This is a genomic window from Roseovarius sp. MS2, from assembly GCF_051447875.1.
Classification (GTDB): domain Bacteria; phylum Pseudomonadota; class Alphaproteobacteria; order Rhodobacterales; family Rhodobacteraceae; genus Roseovarius; species Roseovarius mucosus_A.
In genome coordinates, this window is sequence record NZ_JBKHVF010000001.1 from 325235 (window position 1) to 341588 (window position 16354).

At 60.2% G+C, this 16354-nt stretch carries 18 protein-coding genes and 1 tRNA gene; 1 reads left to right on the forward strand and 18 read right to left on the reverse strand.

Annotated features, from left to right (window positions below; genetic code table 11):
* Nucleotides 1–78: 78 nt before the first annotated feature.
* The 13 genes from ACLGGT_RS01735 to ACLGGT_RS01795 form a co-directional block, all read right to left on the reverse strand.
* Nucleotides 79–2322, reverse strand: coding sequence for a nitric oxide reductase activation protein NorD (locus ACLGGT_RS01735; protein WP_437194903.1), 2244 nt, complete (start codon nucleotides 2320–2322; stop codon nucleotides 79–81).
* Nucleotides 2309–3106 (reverse strand): CbbQ/NirQ/NorQ/GpvN family protein, encoded by a 798-nt coding sequence (locus tag ACLGGT_RS01740; protein WP_437194904.1) that lies wholly within the window; start codon nucleotides 3104–3106, stop codon nucleotides 2309–2311. The genes ACLGGT_RS01735 and ACLGGT_RS01740 overlap by 14 nt, the downstream gene beginning before the upstream one ends.
* A 55-nt stretch (nucleotides 3107–3161) precedes the next feature.
* Entirely contained in the window at nucleotides 3162–4205 is a 1044-nt protein-coding gene (locus ACLGGT_RS01745) for an aliphatic amidase (RefSeq protein WP_008280651.1), read from the reverse strand.
* A 48-nt stretch (nucleotides 4206–4253) separates the two neighbouring features.
* The gene (locus ACLGGT_RS01750) at nucleotides 4254–5084 is read right to left on the reverse strand and encodes an urease accessory protein UreD (RefSeq protein WP_219435133.1); all 831 of its coding nucleotides are present in this window, start codon (nucleotides 5082–5084) and stop codon (nucleotides 4254–4256) included.
* On the reverse strand, nucleotides 5081–5740 hold the full coding sequence (gene ureG, locus ACLGGT_RS01755; protein WP_437194905.1) for an urease accessory protein UreG: 660 nt from the start codon (nucleotides 5738–5740) through the stop codon (nucleotides 5081–5083). Before ureG ends, ACLGGT_RS01750 begins: the two co-directional genes overlap by 4 nt.
* Nucleotides 5737–7449: an urease subunit alpha gene (gene ureC / locus ACLGGT_RS01760; RefSeq protein WP_437194906.1), complete on the reverse strand. Its 1713-nt coding sequence runs from the start codon at nucleotides 7447–7449 to the stop codon at nucleotides 5737–5739. The genes ureG and ureC overlap by 4 nt, the downstream gene beginning before the upstream one ends.
* 2 nt (nucleotides 7450–7451) lie before the next feature.
* A complete protein-coding gene (locus ACLGGT_RS01765; protein WP_008280655.1) occupies nucleotides 7452–8147 on the reverse strand; it encodes an urease subunit beta in 696 nt (231 codons plus the stop codon).
* 29 nt (nucleotides 8148–8176) lie between these two features.
* Entirely contained in the window at nucleotides 8177–8860 is a 684-nt protein-coding gene (locus tag ACLGGT_RS01770) for an urease accessory protein UreF (protein WP_008280656.1), read from the reverse strand.
* On the reverse strand, nucleotides 8857–9321 hold the full coding sequence (ureE, locus tag ACLGGT_RS01775; protein WP_008280657.1) for an urease accessory protein UreE: 465 nt from the start codon (nucleotides 9319–9321) through the stop codon (nucleotides 8857–8859). The genes ACLGGT_RS01770 and ureE overlap by 4 nt, the downstream gene beginning before the upstream one ends.
* Before the next feature lie 374 nt (nucleotides 9322–9695).
* Nucleotides 9696–10304: an ANTAR domain-containing response regulator gene (locus tag ACLGGT_RS01780; protein WP_008280659.1), complete on the reverse strand. Its 609-nt coding sequence runs from the start codon at nucleotides 10302–10304 to the stop codon at nucleotides 9696–9698.
* Complete coding sequence (locus ACLGGT_RS01785) at nucleotides 10301–11464, reverse strand: transporter substrate-binding domain-containing protein (RefSeq protein WP_008280660.1); 1164 nt, start codon at nucleotides 11462–11464, stop codon at nucleotides 10301–10303. Before ACLGGT_RS01785 ends, ACLGGT_RS01780 begins: the two co-directional genes overlap by 4 nt.
* Nucleotides 11465–12050: 586 nt before the next feature.
* Nucleotides 12051–12127, reverse strand: a tRNA-His gene (locus ACLGGT_RS01790).
* A gap of 41 nt (nucleotides 12128–12168) precedes the next feature.
* Nucleotides 12169–12654 carry a GNAT family N-acetyltransferase gene (locus tag ACLGGT_RS01795; RefSeq protein ID WP_375553099.1) on the reverse strand — a complete coding sequence of 162 codons (486 nt, stop codon included), beginning with the start codon at nucleotides 12652–12654 and terminating at the stop codon, nucleotides 12169–12171.
* A gap of 77 nt (nucleotides 12655–12731) precedes the next feature.
* Here ACLGGT_RS01795 and ACLGGT_RS01800 point away from each other — a divergent pair, with 77 nt between their 5' ends.
* The gene (locus tag ACLGGT_RS01800; RefSeq protein ID WP_008280662.1) at nucleotides 12732–12920 is read left to right on the forward strand and encodes a DUF6324 family protein; all 189 of its coding nucleotides are present in this window, start codon (nucleotides 12732–12734) and stop codon (nucleotides 12918–12920) included.
* On the opposite strand, the gene ACLGGT_RS01805 is transcribed toward ACLGGT_RS01800, so the two are convergent.
* The 5 genes from ACLGGT_RS01805 to ribB form a co-directional block, all read right to left on the reverse strand.
* Nucleotides 12915–13358, reverse strand: coding sequence for an MmcB family DNA repair protein (locus ACLGGT_RS01805; protein WP_151976142.1), 444 nt, complete (start codon nucleotides 13356–13358; stop codon nucleotides 12915–12917). The genes ACLGGT_RS01800 and ACLGGT_RS01805 overlap by 6 nt on opposite strands.
* A 266-nt stretch (nucleotides 13359–13624) precedes the next feature.
* On the reverse strand, nucleotides 13625–13954 hold the full coding sequence (locus ACLGGT_RS01810) for a hypothetical protein (RefSeq protein WP_437194907.1): 330 nt from the start codon (nucleotides 13952–13954) through the stop codon (nucleotides 13625–13627).
* A 182-nt stretch (nucleotides 13955–14136) separates the two neighbouring features.
* A complete protein-coding gene (gene nusB, locus ACLGGT_RS01815) occupies nucleotides 14137–14619 on the reverse strand; it encodes a transcription antitermination factor NusB (protein ID WP_008280665.1) in 483 nt (160 codons plus the stop codon).
* Nucleotides 14616–15161, reverse strand: a complete 546-nt coding sequence (locus ACLGGT_RS01820) for a 6,7-dimethyl-8-ribityllumazine synthase (RefSeq protein ID WP_219435129.1) — start codon at nucleotides 15159–15161, stop codon at nucleotides 14616–14618. The genes nusB and ACLGGT_RS01820 overlap by 4 nt, the downstream gene beginning before the upstream one ends.
* Before the next feature lie 5 nt (nucleotides 15162–15166).
* Nucleotides 15167–16318 carry a 3,4-dihydroxy-2-butanone-4-phosphate synthase gene (ribB, locus tag ACLGGT_RS01825; protein ID WP_008280667.1) on the reverse strand — a complete coding sequence of 384 codons (1152 nt, stop codon included), beginning with the start codon at nucleotides 16316–16318 and terminating at the stop codon, nucleotides 15167–15169.
* Nucleotides 16319–16354: the final 36 nt, after the last annotated feature.

The window sequence follows — 16354 nt, forward strand, 5'->3', positions numbered from 1 at the left end:
GCGTGGAATGGCCTGCACACCCTACCGACAGGCAGGTCTTTACAGGTGCGAACGGCATTGAAAGGCGGTGCATCCGGGTCATCGTGTCATCCGCAGGTAAAACGCCGAAAGGGTGCTTGGCAGAGTTGCGATGTCGGTGATCTGGACACAGGATTTGCGCCCAAAGATCTCTGACTGGCGCTGACCGGCATCCGGGCCTAGGGCCACGCACACAGCGTCGATCCCTTGACTGCGCATGGTTTGAACAGCGCGTCTTGCATCCGCGACCAGATACTCTGGGTCTGCCACATCAATGTCAGACGGTGCGCCATCAGTGACCAAAAGAACAAGTTTGCGATACCGCGACACGTCTTGCATACGTTGAGAGGCAAAGCGCAGCGCAGCGCCGATGCGCGTTGAATACCCCGGGCGCAGCCCGGCCAGTGCCCGCCCCGTTGCCTCATCCAAAGGCGAGCCGAATGTCTTGATCGGGATCACACGGACATCATGCCGTCCCGCCGAGCTGAATGCCGTGATGGCAAGATCGTCACCCAGTTGCAGCATCGTGCCAGCAAGGATCGCTGCGGCATCGCATTCCATATCCAGAATGCTTATGCCCGGCGCGGCAAGGTCCGCTGTTGATTGTGAAATATCCAGAACAAGATGCACCGCAATCGACCGCTCTGGCGGCAAGATGCAGGCGTAGACCCGATCATCCGGTTGCCGCGCGGCCCGGATGGCGATCACCGCATCAACGGCGGCGTCAAGATCAAGGGTCTCTCCCTCGGCCTGTTGCTTCAGCCTGCGTCTCTTGCCCGCCTCGTTCTTGACGATCACGTGGTTGATGCGCGCAATCGTGGTCCCATGCCGCTGTCGCAGCGCATCCCAGAATCCATGATCCCCGGCGACGGGTTCATAGCTGTTCACCGTCACCCAGTCGTCGCGCTCGATACCCGCGCAATGATCATATTCTGGCAGGCAGGATACCTTGCGCCCCCCTTCAAGGGGCGCGCCGATGATCTTGACTGTGTCCAACCGGGCCTGCGCATCTGGCACAGTCTGCTCTTGCGTGCGGTCCTGCGGTCGGTCGTCAACTTCGCTGTTCCGCGCGGTGTGCAAATCGACTTCGATTTCGTCAGAGGGGGGCGGCGTATCCGGGTCATCCGGCAAGTCCCAAAGACCGAGGTTGTCGTCACGATAGGCGGGCTGAACCACATAGCTCAGCGCATCGAACTGAACGCGGATCTGACCGAGATCATTGCCCAGAATATTGCCGATTTCTCGCGATATGGCCGGATCGTCCAGACGTCCGGACGCGGCATCGAACATCGCAACACCTTTGCGGATCCATCCGTGGGTGGGGCAGGACGCCGGATCAATCAAGGCCCGCGCAAGACCGGCAAAAAGGTTTGGTGCCGTCGCAAGACCGTCAAACCGCGCAGTATGAAACGGCAACCACAAGCGAATGAGGCCCGGCATATCGCGCAAAGCAAGCGCTTCCACCCGCGCATCCTCGATCAACGAGATAACGGCAAGCTGCAGCGGTTTGAGCTGCCCCAATGGAAAGCGCGGCCCGCCATAGGCGGCATGCGCGCCGACATGCGCAAGCGCGGCGCGGTAAAGCTGCTGTTCCTGTCCTTTGAAGCCCGGAAACGACGCAGGCATCCTGATGATACCGTCCGAAAAGCCCGTCCGCCGCGCCCGGCGGTTCGACGCATCTGCAACCGCTTCGCGCAGAACCGGCGCGTGCCGCCAGAGAGCGGTGTGAAAAGACGTAAGCCCGGCCTCAAGGCTTGGGAAATTCGCCTCTCCTGCGTAGCGTTCGAGCAGGCGCTGCGCCTCGGGTGTCTCTAGCCGGAAAAAGCCCAAGGCCTGATCGGTATCGAGCCCGCCCACCATCAGCCCGGTTTCGGTCCAAGCGCAAAACCCTTCTAGGCCAAGACGGTCGAGCAGCAGGTCCGCGCGGTCAAGCACCGCACCGACAGCCTTGGGGCTGCGGCCAAGAACCGAGGCGATCATCCCGCGCCACTGCTGAAAATCGGCCGCATTGCGCAGCTTCACGGCAATCGCGGGACACAGGTCGAGATAGGTCGCCGCAAGGCGGGGCCGCGCCTTGATTGCGATCCGCGAGGCATCCGCAGCAATGGCGATGGCCTGCGCAGATCCCGCATGTTCTGCCACGCGCGGTGCTGCGGATGCAAAGGCGCGCGCGACCCCTGCGCCATATCCTGCGCCGTTCAGGCGATCATAGGCGCGCAGATACACGTCACGGTCGGGGCCAGCAAAGGCCTGACAAATGGCCGGCGTCAGCGCCTCGGCCTTTATCCCGTCAGATACAAGCATCAACAGCCGCCGACAGGGTTGAACGCATCTCGGGATCGTCCGTTATTGGGGTGATCACCGCAAATTTGCAGGCTTGGGTGATGGGAAGCCCCGCAACCATCAAGCGGCCCGCGTGAATGAGCATCCGGGTGGATGCGCCTTCGTCCAGTCCCTTGCCCCGCAGGTTGCGGCTCTTGCCCGCGATCCGCGTCAATCGCTCTGCATCCTGCGGGTTGAGCCCGGATTCAGAGGCGATGATATTCGCCTCGATCGTGGCTGCCGGATAATCGAAATCCAAGGCGCAAAAGCGTTGCTTGGTCGACTCCTTTAGGTCCTTGAGAACGCTCTGGTAGCCGGGGTTATAGGAAATCACCAACTGGAAATCCGGGTGCGCGCGGACCAGTTCACCCTTCTTTTCCAAGGGCAGGATGCGGCGATCATCGGTCAAGGCGTGGATGATGACGGTCGTGTCCTGACGCGCCTCGACGATTTCATCCAGATAACAGATACCGCCTTCGCGAACCGCCTTTGTCAGGGGCCCATCCTGCCAATACGTGCCCTCAGCCCCCAAGAGATAGCGCCCGACGAAATCAGAGGCCGTCATGTCTTCGTGGCATGCCACCGTGACAAGTGGCTTGCCCAGTTTCCACGCCATATGTTCGACAAACCGGGTCTTGCCGCACCCGGTCGGTCCCTTGAGCATCACGGGCAAGCGCATTTGATACGCCGCCTCATAAAGCGCAATCTCATCCGCACTTGGGTGGTACCGGGGCTCTTCGGTCAGGCGGTACGTTTCGAGTGACATGCTGTTTCCATCAAAAAGGGGGGGTCGGCGGACGGTCCGCCGACCAGACTGTCGATTACCGATGCGTTTCCTTGGTTTTCTCGTTCGGGATGCCGTCGATCGGGCATTCCTCTGAGCCGACGGTGGAACGGGTCATGGCCTCGACCATCTCGCGCGTGCCTTCGGGGTCTTCGACCCATTTGCGATAGAAATCATAGGGCATTTCTGCGGTGCCCTTGTCCCCGTCGCCCGAGTTGATCATCCCCGTGTAGCCACGATGCACGAGTTTGAAGAGGTGGTTGTTGGATTGCAGCGTGCGCCGCGCTTCGCGGATCGCCGTGACCGAGAGGGGCGCAAATTGAATGCCCATTTCCTCGGTCCCGCACTCTCCCAACGTGCGCCCGTCAAAGCCGCAGATCGTCGAATGACCAAAGAAGCTGAACACACCATCAAAGCCGGTTGCATTGGCCACGGCGACATAGGTGTTGTTGGCCCAGGCCATGGCCTTGGCCATGGTGATCTGCTGTTCCTTGGCTGGATACATATAGCCCTGACAACGCACGATCAGTTCGGCACCCTTCATCGCGCAATCGCGCCAGATTTCGGGATAATTGCCGTCATCACAGATGATCAGGGAAATCTTGAGCCCTTTGGGGCCTTCGCTGACATAGGTACAATTGCCCGGATACCAGCCCTCGATGGGCACCCAAGGCATGATCTTGCGGTATTTCTGAACGATTTCACCCTTGTTGTTCATCAGGATGAGCGTGTTGTAGGGGGCTTTGTTCGGGTGCTCTTCGTGCCGCTCGCCGGTCAGCGAAAAAACCCCCCAGACATCCGCCGCAATGCAGGCCTGGGCAAAAATCGCCGTCTCCTCGCCCGGGATTGACGCGGCGGTCTCGTACATTTCCGTCTCGTCATACATGACGCCATGAGAGGAATATTCAGGGAAGATCACCAAATCCATGCCCGGCAGGCCGCGCTTCATGCCCTTCAGCATCTCCGCGATCTTGTGGCAGTTCTCGATCACCTCGGCCCGCGTGTGCAGCCGGGGCATTTTATAGTTCACCACCGCGACTCCGACGGAGTCGTGGCTGCTTGCGATATCACCGTGATGCATGGTCTTTGATCCTTCTGATTTCAGGAGTGGCAAATGTGGTGGTTTGGGTCATTTCCGGCGCTCCGCAGGTGGCTGGCCGTCCAGCACGGTCGCGGCGGCCCGCCACAAGGCGGCCATCACTTTGGACAGCGCAGCCCCGTCCGGGGCTAGAAAACGGATAAGGGCAATATCCCGGTCACTGAAGACAGACAGGCCGGCATAAACGCCAGGCACGGTATCTGCCGCACGTTGCATCTGCGCGCCCGCGTCTGCACACCCGACGACAATCATCATCCCCGAACACGCGAACCCACCCGTGCGGGCAGGCCAGTCGGAACCGCATAGATCAAAGCGATCAAGCAGCACCGTCCCCTCGGGGCTGATAAGTTCAACCTCGTTCTCAAGCCTTGAAAACGGTCGTGCATGCCCCTCGGGATCGTGGCTGAGTTGCGCGTCCCCCAGGATCACGCGAGCCTCCCGTCCAAACCTCGCCGTCACACGGTTGCAGAACTTGGCACCGGTCATCAGGATCGCGGGATCGGGCAGGTAATCCAGCCGGGCACCCTCCGCAACATCGAGACAGACCGTTTGCCGGGCCCCCTCTCGTCCGCGCGCGTCATGCACGATGGTCGAGGCCTGTGTCGTGACATGCACCTGCGCCCCCGCATCAAGCCCGATTTCAAGCGACAGGTCATCGCCCGCATAGACCCCACCCGACGACGATTGCAGATAGAGCGTTGCCATTCCCTGCGGGTCACCCGCATGGTAAAAGGGCCGCGTGATGTGAAACGGATGCGGCGTGAACTGGCGCGCAAGAAATGTGCGCCCGCCAAGAGCACGAAACCGAAGCTCCGCCGCAACCGGGCGCGCGCCGAGGCCTATCGCGCCAAGGGCGTTCAAGGCGCGACCCCCCGAAACAGCAGCTCACGCGCCAGCAAGTCGACGATTTCGTCCACGCCTGTGATGCGGGCCCCTTTGCAGCAACAGCCGATCACGGGCGCCTTTGCCCTGATCTCGCGCGCCTCAATCAGGATTTTATCCGCATCAACAAAGACATGCGGCGCAAGGTCCAGCTTGTTGATGACCAAAAGATCGCATTGCAGGATGCCGGGGCCGCGTTTGCGGGGGATATCGTCGCCCTGCCCCACGTCGATGACGAACATCCACCAATCCACCAGATCAAGCGAGAAGGTCGAGGCAAGATTGTCGCCCCCTGACTCGATCAGGATCAGGTCAAGCCCGGGAAATCGGGCCTCTAGATCATCGGCGGCAGCGATGTTGAGCGTCGGGTCCTCGCGGATCACGGTGTGCGGGCAGGCCCCGGCCTCGACGGCAGATACGCGGTCTGGATCTATCAGGCCGCTGGCCTGCAAGCGCCGGGCATCCTCTTTGGTGACAAGGTCATTGGTCACCACGGCCACCTCGATCGCACGCGCCTTAAAGACCGGCATCATCGCCTCGATAAGCGCCGTCTTGCCCGAGCCGACAGGCCCGCCGATCCCGATACGGGCTGGACCGGGATTGTTGCTTTTGCTCAGGGGAATAAACTGGTTCATCGCAGCATATACCTTTGCGTAAGCGGCAGGCTTTCCGCTGGCTCGCAGGTGGCAAGAACGCCATCCACGAACACCTCGAAGGTCGCGGGATCCACGGTGATGTCAGGACAGGCATCGTTGAGGAACATGTCCGATTTGCGCAGCGACCGCGTGCCCTGCGCGGGCAACAACGCCTTGGTCAGGCCCAGCCGCTGTGCCAGACCGCCATCAATGGCGCGGGGGTTCACGAAACAGGCCCCACAGGCTGGCGCGGCCTTGCCGAAAGACCCCCATTGCGGTCGCATCATCAGCGGCTCGCAGGTCATCAGCGAGGCGGCGCTATCCCCCATCGCACCCCATGCGATAAAGCCGCCCTTGACCACCAACTCGGGCTTGATGCCGAAATATCCCGGCTTCCACAGCACGACATCCGCCATCTTGCCCGGCTCAAGCGACCCGATGTGATCGGCAATGCCAAAGGATCGCGCGGCGTTGATCGTGTATTTCGCGATGAACCGTTTGATCCGGTGATTATCGCCTTTTGCTACGGTTTCTTCGGGCAGACGCCCGCGTTGAACCCGCATCTTCGAGGCAAGCTGCCATGTTCGGGTGATAACCTCGTGAATGCGGCCCATCCCCTGACTGTCCGAGCCCAGCATCGAGATGGCACCGATATCGTGCAGCACGTCCTCGGCGGCGATAGTCTGCGCGCGAATGCGGCTTTCGGCAAAGGCCACATCCTCGGGGATCGACGGATTCAGGTGATGGCACACCATCGTCATATCGAGATGTTCGTCGAAGGTGTTGATAGTGAAAGGGTTTGTCGGATTGGTTGACGATGGCAGGCAGTTCGCCCGCCCCGCCACCGTAATGATATCGGGGGCATGGCCGCCGCCCGCGCCCTCGGTGTGATACATGTGGATCGTGCGATCCCCGATGGCCCGCAGCGTATCCTCGACGAACCCGCTTTCATTGAGCGTGTCGGTGTGAATCTGCACCTGAAAATCAAGCGCATCGGCGACTGTCAGGCAGGCATCAATCGCTGCCGGCATGGATCCCCAGTCTTCGTGGATCTTGAGACCCAGACAGCCGTTCTCGATCTGCTCGACCATCGCGTCGGGCTGATGGGCGTTGCCGCGCCCCAAGAACCCGAAATTCATCGGCCAATGCTCGGCGGCCTGCAGCATTTTACCGGTGTTGAACACGCCGCCACAATCAATCCCGACTGTGATCGGCCCCAAGGACCCGCCCAGCATCGTCGTGATACCTGACGACAGCGCATGCTCTACCAGTTGGGCACTGTCGAAATGCACGTGCACGTCAATTGCACCCGCCGTCGCGATCATGCCTTCGGCGTCACGCACGGTGGTGCCAGCCCCCACAATCAGGCGCGGATCGACCCCGTCCATCGTCGCCGGATTGCCTGCCTTGCCAATGGCGACGATCTTGCCGTTCTTGATGCCGATATCGCCTTTGACGATCCCGACGACCGCGTCGATCACCACGACATTGCAAATCAGCATATCGAGCGATCCGCCCGCACTTGTCACGCCCACGGCCATGCCAAGCCCGTCGCGCAGGGTCTTGCCGCCCCCATGCAGGCATTCGTCACCGTAGACCGTGAAATCATGCTCGATCTCGGCCCATAGCTCGGTATCGCCAAGGCGGATCATGTCGCCCGTGGTGGGGCCGAACATCGCCGCATAGTCCGCTCGCGTCATCTTTACCATGATCAGGCCCCCTTGAATCCCGCAGCGCGTGCGCGTTCTAGCGCCGCGATCTTGTTGGCCTCGTTGACCTCGCCATTTGTCAGATTGTTCAGCCCGGTCAGCCGCTTCTCACCGCCAAAGGTGCAAAGGCTGACCTCTTTTTCCTGCCCCGGTTCGAACCGCACGGCTGTGCCCGCCGGAATATTCAGCCGAAAGCCGAAGGCGGCGGCGCGGTCCATGTCCAGCGCCTTGTTGGCTTCGAAGAAATGATAGTGACTGCCAACCTGCACCGGGCGATCCCCGGTGTTGCGCACGGTCAGGGTGATCGTTTCACGCCCGGCATTGAGCTCAATCTCACCCTCCGCGACGCGGAATTCGCCGGGTCTGATCTCGGCATCCGCCACGGGGTTTGCACCGGGGCGGATCGGATCATGAACCGTGACCAGCTTGGTGCCATCTGGAAAGACACCCTCGACCTGTATCATGGGAACAAGATCGGCAACGCCGGGCATCACATCGTCCCGCGTCAGGATTGTCGATCCATAACTGATAAGCTCGGCCACGCTGCGCCCGTCGCGCGCGCCCTCTAGGATTTCGTCGCAAATGATGGCAATTGCCTCTGGCGCGTTCAGGGCCAGGCCACGGTCGCGACGCCGCCGCGCCAGTTGCGCAGCGGTGAAGATCGTCAAGCGTTCAAGTTCGGTCGGTGTCAAAAGCATTCCGTATCCTTGATCCTCATCATGGTCTTTCAGGTCGCAAAAAGGCTGGCATGCGCAGTGGGGCGGCGGACGGCGGCAATCTCGGAGAGGGGTGAAAAACTCCCCGGTTTCTCGGGGCATGGCGTGCTCAGGTCTTTGGCCATCGTTGGCGCGATCTGAGCCAGCAGCGACTGCGCCTCAATGGCTCCTAGCGAGCCAAGGCGCACCGCAGCCGAGGTGAACGCCGTGACCACCCCGTTCAGCGCACCAGCCTGGGCCTGCAAGGGCGACAGCCCCAAGCCGGCGGCCACGACACCTTGCACCACCGGCTCATAGCCCCCCGCATGGCCCCGCATGGCCTGAGCGATGGCCGCGTTGAAGCTGGCAACGAATGGTGTGCCGATACGGCTATGAACGGACAACAAAGAGCGTCCAATCCTGCGCGAGGCGTCCGCCAACCGGTCCGAGGTGTTCTGAACGTGGCACCGCGCATCAATGTCCAAAAGCTGCTGCGGATCATGGGCCGCGTCCATCGCGCAGAGCAGGAAGGGGCGATCAAAGCTGAACCACCGAGGGATGATCTGATGCGTGAGTATCCCGTGAACACCTGTGGCATCGCGCACCTTGCCCTCGTTCGTGAGGGTCTCAAGCCCGGACGAAAACGCGAAGGCCCCCGAAGGAAAGGCGCTATCGGTCGTCTGCAACATCCTGAGCAGAGACAAGGCATCCGTCATGGCACAGCGACCTCAGCGGTGCGCAGGGGGCGGATTTCACCCGACTGAATCATCGGCTCCAGCCGGTCGAGATAGACCCGCCGCTCAGTCTCGACAGCGATCAAAAGCACATCGCCCTCAAAACGCACCCGCCAATGCAGGTTGCCCGCGAAATACCCCAATCTGAGCGCTGTGGCCGCATCCCGCGCCACAAACCGCAGCCAGTCCTCGGTCTCGACGCGCACCACGAGTGCCGCAGAGGCCTTCAATTCCAGAATTGCACCATCAAACAGCTGTTGGCTCCGGGGCAGCGCAATCGCAACCTCGCGCCCCGCATCCGTTAGGCCCCGAAATCGGCGACGCGCCAGATCGGACCGGGACAGGCGCAGGTGGTCAACCGCATGGGCGTGGTCCAACCGGTGCAGATCCTCGCGGAAACCGGGTTGATCGGCCGCACCGATGATGTCGGAGAATATGTTCATAGCATGCGCCCACGACTAGAGACGCACCTGCAATGCAAGCGGTGAAGCATAGCCTTACTCCTGGAAGGTCGGCGTGTTGAAACTCCGTCAAAACCGAGCACGCCGATGCGAAAAGTGAATTTGCCGGTGAAAGCCAGAACAGGATTGTAATGCTCACGCGCAGGCGTTCAGCACATCACGTTGAGGCTCAGATCAGACATAAGACGGCGACCCTGCATTTCATGATGCAGCCTTTTGGAGGTCAGATCCCCTAAGGGGCGGTCAGGCTTGGATACGACACTGCATCCACCGTCATCAACGCGCAGGGTCATAGTAAGATTGCGCGTTCAGCCTTCTTCCGTGTTGGCAAGCACCTATGGTTGCCAACGGTTTAACTATACATCGCTTCGCTTCATTGACAATAGCTCACTCGCGCTGATGATCGCTTGGGCCATGTCATCTATGGAAATACGCTTGGACATTGCCTGTTCTCTAAGCACTCGATGCGCATCACACTCGCTAAGATTGTGCATTTCCATCAAAATCAGCTTGGCCTTGGCCAAAGCCTTCTGACCTCTGATCTTTTGTTCCAGCCGCTCGATCTGTTCTTGATAGGCAAGCTGCTGCTGCCAAATCGCACGCGCGAGGGCAAGATTGGTCAGCACGCCAAAGCTCTTGACGGGCTTTGAGGTGGCAGCCGTCGCATTCAAATCCAGCAACAGTTGCAGCATGGCCGGGTTTTCGTAATTCACCAAACCGATGATGGTCGGCCCCGGCTTCCCGGTTCGCTTCAACATCGCTTTGATTTCTTCATGGTGGTCACAAAACAGACCGATGAACGCCACGTCGATCTGCTCGGCCAGCGTGTTGGGTGGCGGCCATGCCAGGGATTTGCGGCAACCGATCCGGCCAAGTTGGTCAAGAATCATCATGCCATCCTCATCGGGGGGATGCACAACGACAACTTCAATCTCACGAAGGTTTTTTAATCGAAAGATGCTCATGATAGGCTGCTCTTGGCAAAAGCGGCATGTGAAAGGGCAACTGGATCTTCCAGCTGGATAAGATAAGGCGAGGGGATCACCGGCGAAGACGCTTCCCGCACGATCCGGAACTTGCCATCCGCATCGACAATGGCGACCCTAGGCCACAACACCGTGTGATTTGTTGCCGCGTCAACGCGCACCAAGCCCTGCGGGGCCTCTAGTGAGAAGGTCGGCAGAACACGCAACAGATCGTCGCGATCGGTTCCCCCGGCCTGCCGTACGGCCTCTGCGAATAGCTTGACCTGAAAATATGCAGCCTCCGCCTCGGCGCAAAGCGATGCCTCTTCTCCGAAACGCTCCCTGAAGCGCGTGACGAAGCGGCGGTTCACGTCACTGTCGATCACGCTGAAATACGGAGCTGCCTTGATATTGCCCTCTGCCGCACTTCGGCCCATCGCGGCCATCTCAGGTTCGCCCGCAGTAACCGAACAAATGGGCATGATCGTCCTGTCAAAGCCCGCGTTGTCATAAGCCCTGTAGAAATCAACGGCATCCGTTCCGACCAACGTGGAAAACACGATGACAGGCTGGCTTTGCTTGATCCGGTTGATGACGCAGTCGATCTCGTCGCCGGTCGAACCCAATGGGATGTAAACTTCATCCACGACATCCGCGCCGCGATTAGAAAGAAGATCACGCATCAGGCGGTTGATTTCGTATGGAAAAATGTAATTCGAGCCAACAAAGAAAAAGCGGCCGCCATAGGTCTGCGTCATGAAATCGGCGAGCCATTTGGCGCTCTGATTGGGGGTTGCACCAGAATAGATGCATCCCTTCGCGTATTCGAATCCCTCGTAATGTGTCGGGTAGAACAAGGTCGACTTGTGATCGTTCACGGTCTGCAGCACGGCCTTGCGACAAGAGGACATGTAGCAACCAAATAGGGCATCTACCCGCTCCTCGGACAGCAATCGGGCACCTTCTGCCCGGAACGCGGCAGGATTGGATCGCGTGTCACAGCCGGAAAACAAAAGCTCTTCGCCCAGAAGCCCACCATCCTGATTTATCTCTTCAACAGCCAATATGGCCGCTTCTCGCTGCTGGCTTTCAACCACGGACGTCACGCCGGTTCTGGAATAGAGAAAACCGATCTTGACCGGCGTTTTGTCGAGATTCATTGTCTTTCCCCGTGCAGGGGTAACACATCAGCCATCACTGACCGCGTGCCCCATCGCGAAAGTCCTTGTCCGAACCTGATGCTCTTACCCGACGAGCTAAGCACAGCGATTTTGCAAATGACGCAAGCATTTGCGCTTTAAACGGGGCCGAACATGCAATGACTTGTCCGCCGCGCCGAAAAATTAAGCAGCCCCAACAGGATTTGCCTGTTTTTCTGATAGATCGCAGCCTGAGGACATAAACGGCGCGGATACCCTGACGTCAGAGCCGCGTGGCGCAGAACTGAGTGTTCCAGAGGCGGCGGTGCTCGGGGCACCCAGCCGGGCTTCGGGGCCACCTCTCACGTTTTCAACCAAATGCGATGTCTTGAGATCACAGCTACACCTGCGGGCATTGGCGGCGTCAGAACGGCCCAGACCAAAGCCCGCGTGGGAATCACCTGAGGCGCAAGATCAAACGCTCAAGGCGCTCGCCACTACGAGTTCCAAGGGTTGATGTCGAGACCATTCCGTTGGTCTCGAGGGACATTCCCCAAAGATCCCAACATCTAGGCGGCGTACCTGTATAAATTCGTAGATTTTTTGATGGTACCGCCTCCCTGGCTTGAACAGGGGACCTCTGGATCCACAATCCAGCGCTCTAACCAACTGAGCTAAGGCGGCACTGGGGGGCGATTTAGCTTTACCGTCTTCGGAATGCAAGTCTAATGAAAGGCGATGTCCCAGGTTTGTTCCAGTAAATCACAGCCATAGGCCCGCACCGGGCGCGCTTGGGCAATCCGCCACCCATTGCGCGCGTAAAGGGCACAGGCGGCGCGGTGGCTCTCATGGGTGGCCAGCGTCATGCCCGCATAGCCCTTGGCCCGCGCAAAATCCATGCAATGCCCCAGCATCCGCTGACCAAGCCCCCGACCCCGCGCCTCTGGCTCCAAGAGAAAGAGCCGCAGCTTGGCCACATCGGCACTCTGCGCCACGCAGAAGATCGAGCCAAGCCGCCGCCCCCCCGCCTCGGCAATCCAGCCTGCTTCCCGTTCAGGATCGTGCCGCGCCAGATAATCCGTGATGATCTTGGCCACCAGCGGCGCGAATGTGCCGTCAAACCCCGCCTCACGCGCATAAAGCGTCCCATGACGCTCTATCAGCCAAGGGGCATCCTCTGATTGGAACAGGCGCAGCGTGATCGTATCCATACCCCCAGCAAAGCGCCAAGACGCTTGTCAATCAAGGGGGAAAGGGATAGCACGCCCGTTGTTGCAAGGAGAGCGCCATGGGTATCAATTCAGAGAGCGACATCGAGGCCAACCTCCAGATCGGGCCGACCGATCAAGGCATGGTCCGCCTCTATATCGAGGCGCAGGGCATTGACCTTCCGATGGATTTCACGCCCGAAGAGGCCGAGGAAATCGCCCAGGAAATCATCGCCTCCGCTCAGGCCGCGCGCGCCAAGGGCTCATAAGCGCGGATCAAGCAGCGATTGCAGCCGCCGTGCCGCGTGCCGCGCGAATTTCCGCGTAAGCGCGGCGCGACGCGCGCCCGCAAGCCGGGTTTCGGGCCCCATGCGTATGATCTCGGCGCTATAGGCATCAGCCAGAATCAGGCCGGTGCCCTCTGGCAGCAAATCCACCGGAAATTCGGCATCCACCGCCCAGAAATAGCGGTCACACCATTGCAGATAGCCCTGCCATTTGGCATCCGCCATGAAATCGGCACGGCTTGATTTGCACTCGATCACCCAGATCTCACCCTTGGGGCCCAGCGCCATCACATCGACGCGCCGCCCCCGCTCGGGCACAAATTCTACCATCGAATCAAAATCATGGCTGCGCAGGTGGCGGCACACGCCCCGCGCCAGAACCTGCCCCGGTTGCAGCATCTGATCGGTTCCAAAATCCATGACGGGATTATGAACAAACCACGAACGCGCGCAACCCCTTGTCGAAGGGCAAACAAAGGCTTACCTCTGGGGCGTGACGGGTGCTGTTCTTCTCGATAACGGTTGCATTCCAGTGGCCTTAAGCAATTCCGAGGGAATTGGCTCTGTCTGGACCCTGGTCCAGTTACCCGATGCCCACCTGTACATACAGGTCCTCGGGAATCATACCACCGAACGGTTGCTACGGGCCCGTCACACCCCTGATGCAGATCGGAATTGCGCGGCGCTCAGCGCCGCGGTGCCGGGCGACACCGGTCATCCACGCGCACCGGAATCGCCATATATTCCCGCGCCATGACACCCTGACGATGGCCACCGCGCGGCTCGTCGTCATCGTCATCCTTCATCCGCATGATTGCGATGGCGAATTGCACGCCAGCAAAGACGATCCCATTGGCGAACCACAGGACGACAACCGCCAAAAGCCCTTTGTCGGAATGTGTCACCAGATGCCACAGGTTCGCGATATTGAACCACAGCAACATGGCGACAAAGGCTCCCGCGATGCCAAAACCGATGGCGACCTGCGTGATATAAAGGCGGACAAGCTTGGGCATTTGACGACTCCTTTGCTTACAGGCTGAGTCTACGCCTTTGGCACGGGATTACAAGTCAGCGCCCCGCGACCCTTTCACCCTATGGCTTCATTTGGCCGAAAAACTTTTGTGGCGCGCCGGTATTGTGCCAATTCTGCGAGAGCAAAAGCAACGGGCCGGCCTCAATGCGCGCAGCCCGAGGATCAAAACGCCTCGGGCCGTGCCTCGCGCGCCATATGATCCAGAACGGCATTGACGAATTTCGATTCCTTGCCGTCCGGATAGAACGCCTTGGCGACATCGACATATTCCATGATCACCACCTTGGGCGGTGTGTCGGATTGCACCAATTCCGCCCCTGCCGCGCGAAAGAGCGCGCGCAGCGTCGGATCAATCCGGGCGATCGGCCACTTCGCCACTAGGGCGCGGTCGGTCATCTGGTCAATCTTGGCCTGCCAGCTGACCGCATCGTCAAGCAGCTTGCGAAAGAGGTCAACATCGCCCTCGGCCATGTCCACGCCTTCATCCACCTCGGCACCAAAGCGGAAATCGAGAAATTCCTCGCTCACCGTGTCCGAGCTCTGGCCGGAGTGTTCCATCTGAAACAGCGCCTGCACCGCATAAAGCCGGGCGGCGGATTTCATCTGGCGCTTGCGGTTGCCAGAGAGAGCGGGATCGGTGGTCATGCGACGGGTTTGCCTTTTGCTGCGCCTGCGATCTGGATGTCATCGGTCGCGGGCTTGAATCCCACGCCCTTGCGCGGGCCGCCCCATTTACGGGCCAAAGCCACCAGATGCAAGGCCGCCGCTGCCGCCCCCGCGCCCTTGTTCATGGCCTTTGGATCGGCGCGCACCTCAGCTTGGGCACGGTTTTCCACCGTGAGGATCCCATTGCCGATGCACAGGCCCTGCAAGCCCAACAGCGTGATACCGCGCGAGCTGTCGTTGCACACCGTGTCGTAATGCGTGGTCTCGCCCCGGATCACACAGCCCAATGCAACATAGCCGTCAAAATTGGCCATACGCTCGGCAATGCCGATGGTGGTGGGGATTTCCAGCGCGCCGGGCACTTCGGCAATCTCAAAGGTGCCGCCTGTCGCCTCGATTTCCGCCGTGGCCCCGGCAATCAGATTGTCGGCGATGTCGCGATAAAACGGTGCCACAACGATCAGGATCTTGACCGGCTTGTCGAATTCCGCGCGCGGCAGGGTGTATTCGTGTTCCGCCATCTTTTTCACTCCTCCGTCAGGGGCCGGGTGCCGGTGATCGAAATCCCATAGGCATCAAGACCCAGATAGCGGGTTTTCGGGCTATCCGTCAGCAGGATCAATTCCCGAATACCCATTGTCGACATGATCTGCGCGCCAAGGCCCGTGTGTTTGATCGTGCGCGGCGCATCCTCATCCTCCATCTCGCCAGCCAGCTTGGGACGGGGTTGACGGAACAGGAACACCGCACCGCGCCCCTCGCGGGCGATGATCTCCATCGCGCGCGGCAGCTTGCCTGTGGGTCCGTGGGCGCGTTTGCTCAGGCCGATGCCCAGCACATCCTCAAGCGCATTAAGCGCATGGGTACGCGCCAGCACGGGCCGCCCATCTGTGATATCGCCCTTGCTCAGGACCACATGCTCGGTTTGGGTGATCTGGTCGGCAAAAATCCGCATGTCCCACGCGCCCCCATGGCTCGAGGTTACAGATTCCCGGCGCATTTCGATGATCAGATTGTCATGCTTGTGGCGATAGGCGATCAGGTCGGAAATGGTGCCGATTTTCAGATCATGCTTGGCGGCAAACTCGATCAGGTCGGGCAGCCGCGCCATAGAGCCGTCTTCCTTCATAATCTCGCAGATCACCCCCGACGGGTTCAGCCCCGCGAGCCGCGCGATATCCACCGCCGCCTCGGTATGGCCCGCGCGCACCAGCACGCCGCCGCGCCGCGCCCGCAAAGGAAAGACATGCCCCGGCGTCGCAATTGCCGCCATGGTGTTTTGCTCGTTGATCGCCGTGGCGATGGTCAGCGCCCGGTCGGCTGCGGAAATGCCGGTGCTTACCCCTTCGCGCGCCTCGATAGAGACGGTAAAGGCTGTCTCGTGGCGCGAAGAATTATTGACCGCCATCAGCGGCAATCCCAGCCGGTCAATCCGCTCGGCCGTCATCGGCAGACAGATCAGGCCACGCCCATGCATCGCCATGAAATTCACCGCCTCAGGCGTGGCAAATTCGGCGGCGATCACCAGATCGCCCTCGTTCTCGCGGTCCTCATGGTCCACGAGAATAAACATGCGGCCCGCGCGCGCCTCTGCGATGATCTCTTCGGTGGGCGCGATGGCATGGCGCAAATCGGCCTCGACGGGGCCGGGTTTCTCGAATGGAACGGTGTCGGACATGGGCGCGCCCTCCGGGGTGTTGCAACCCGGCCCGGA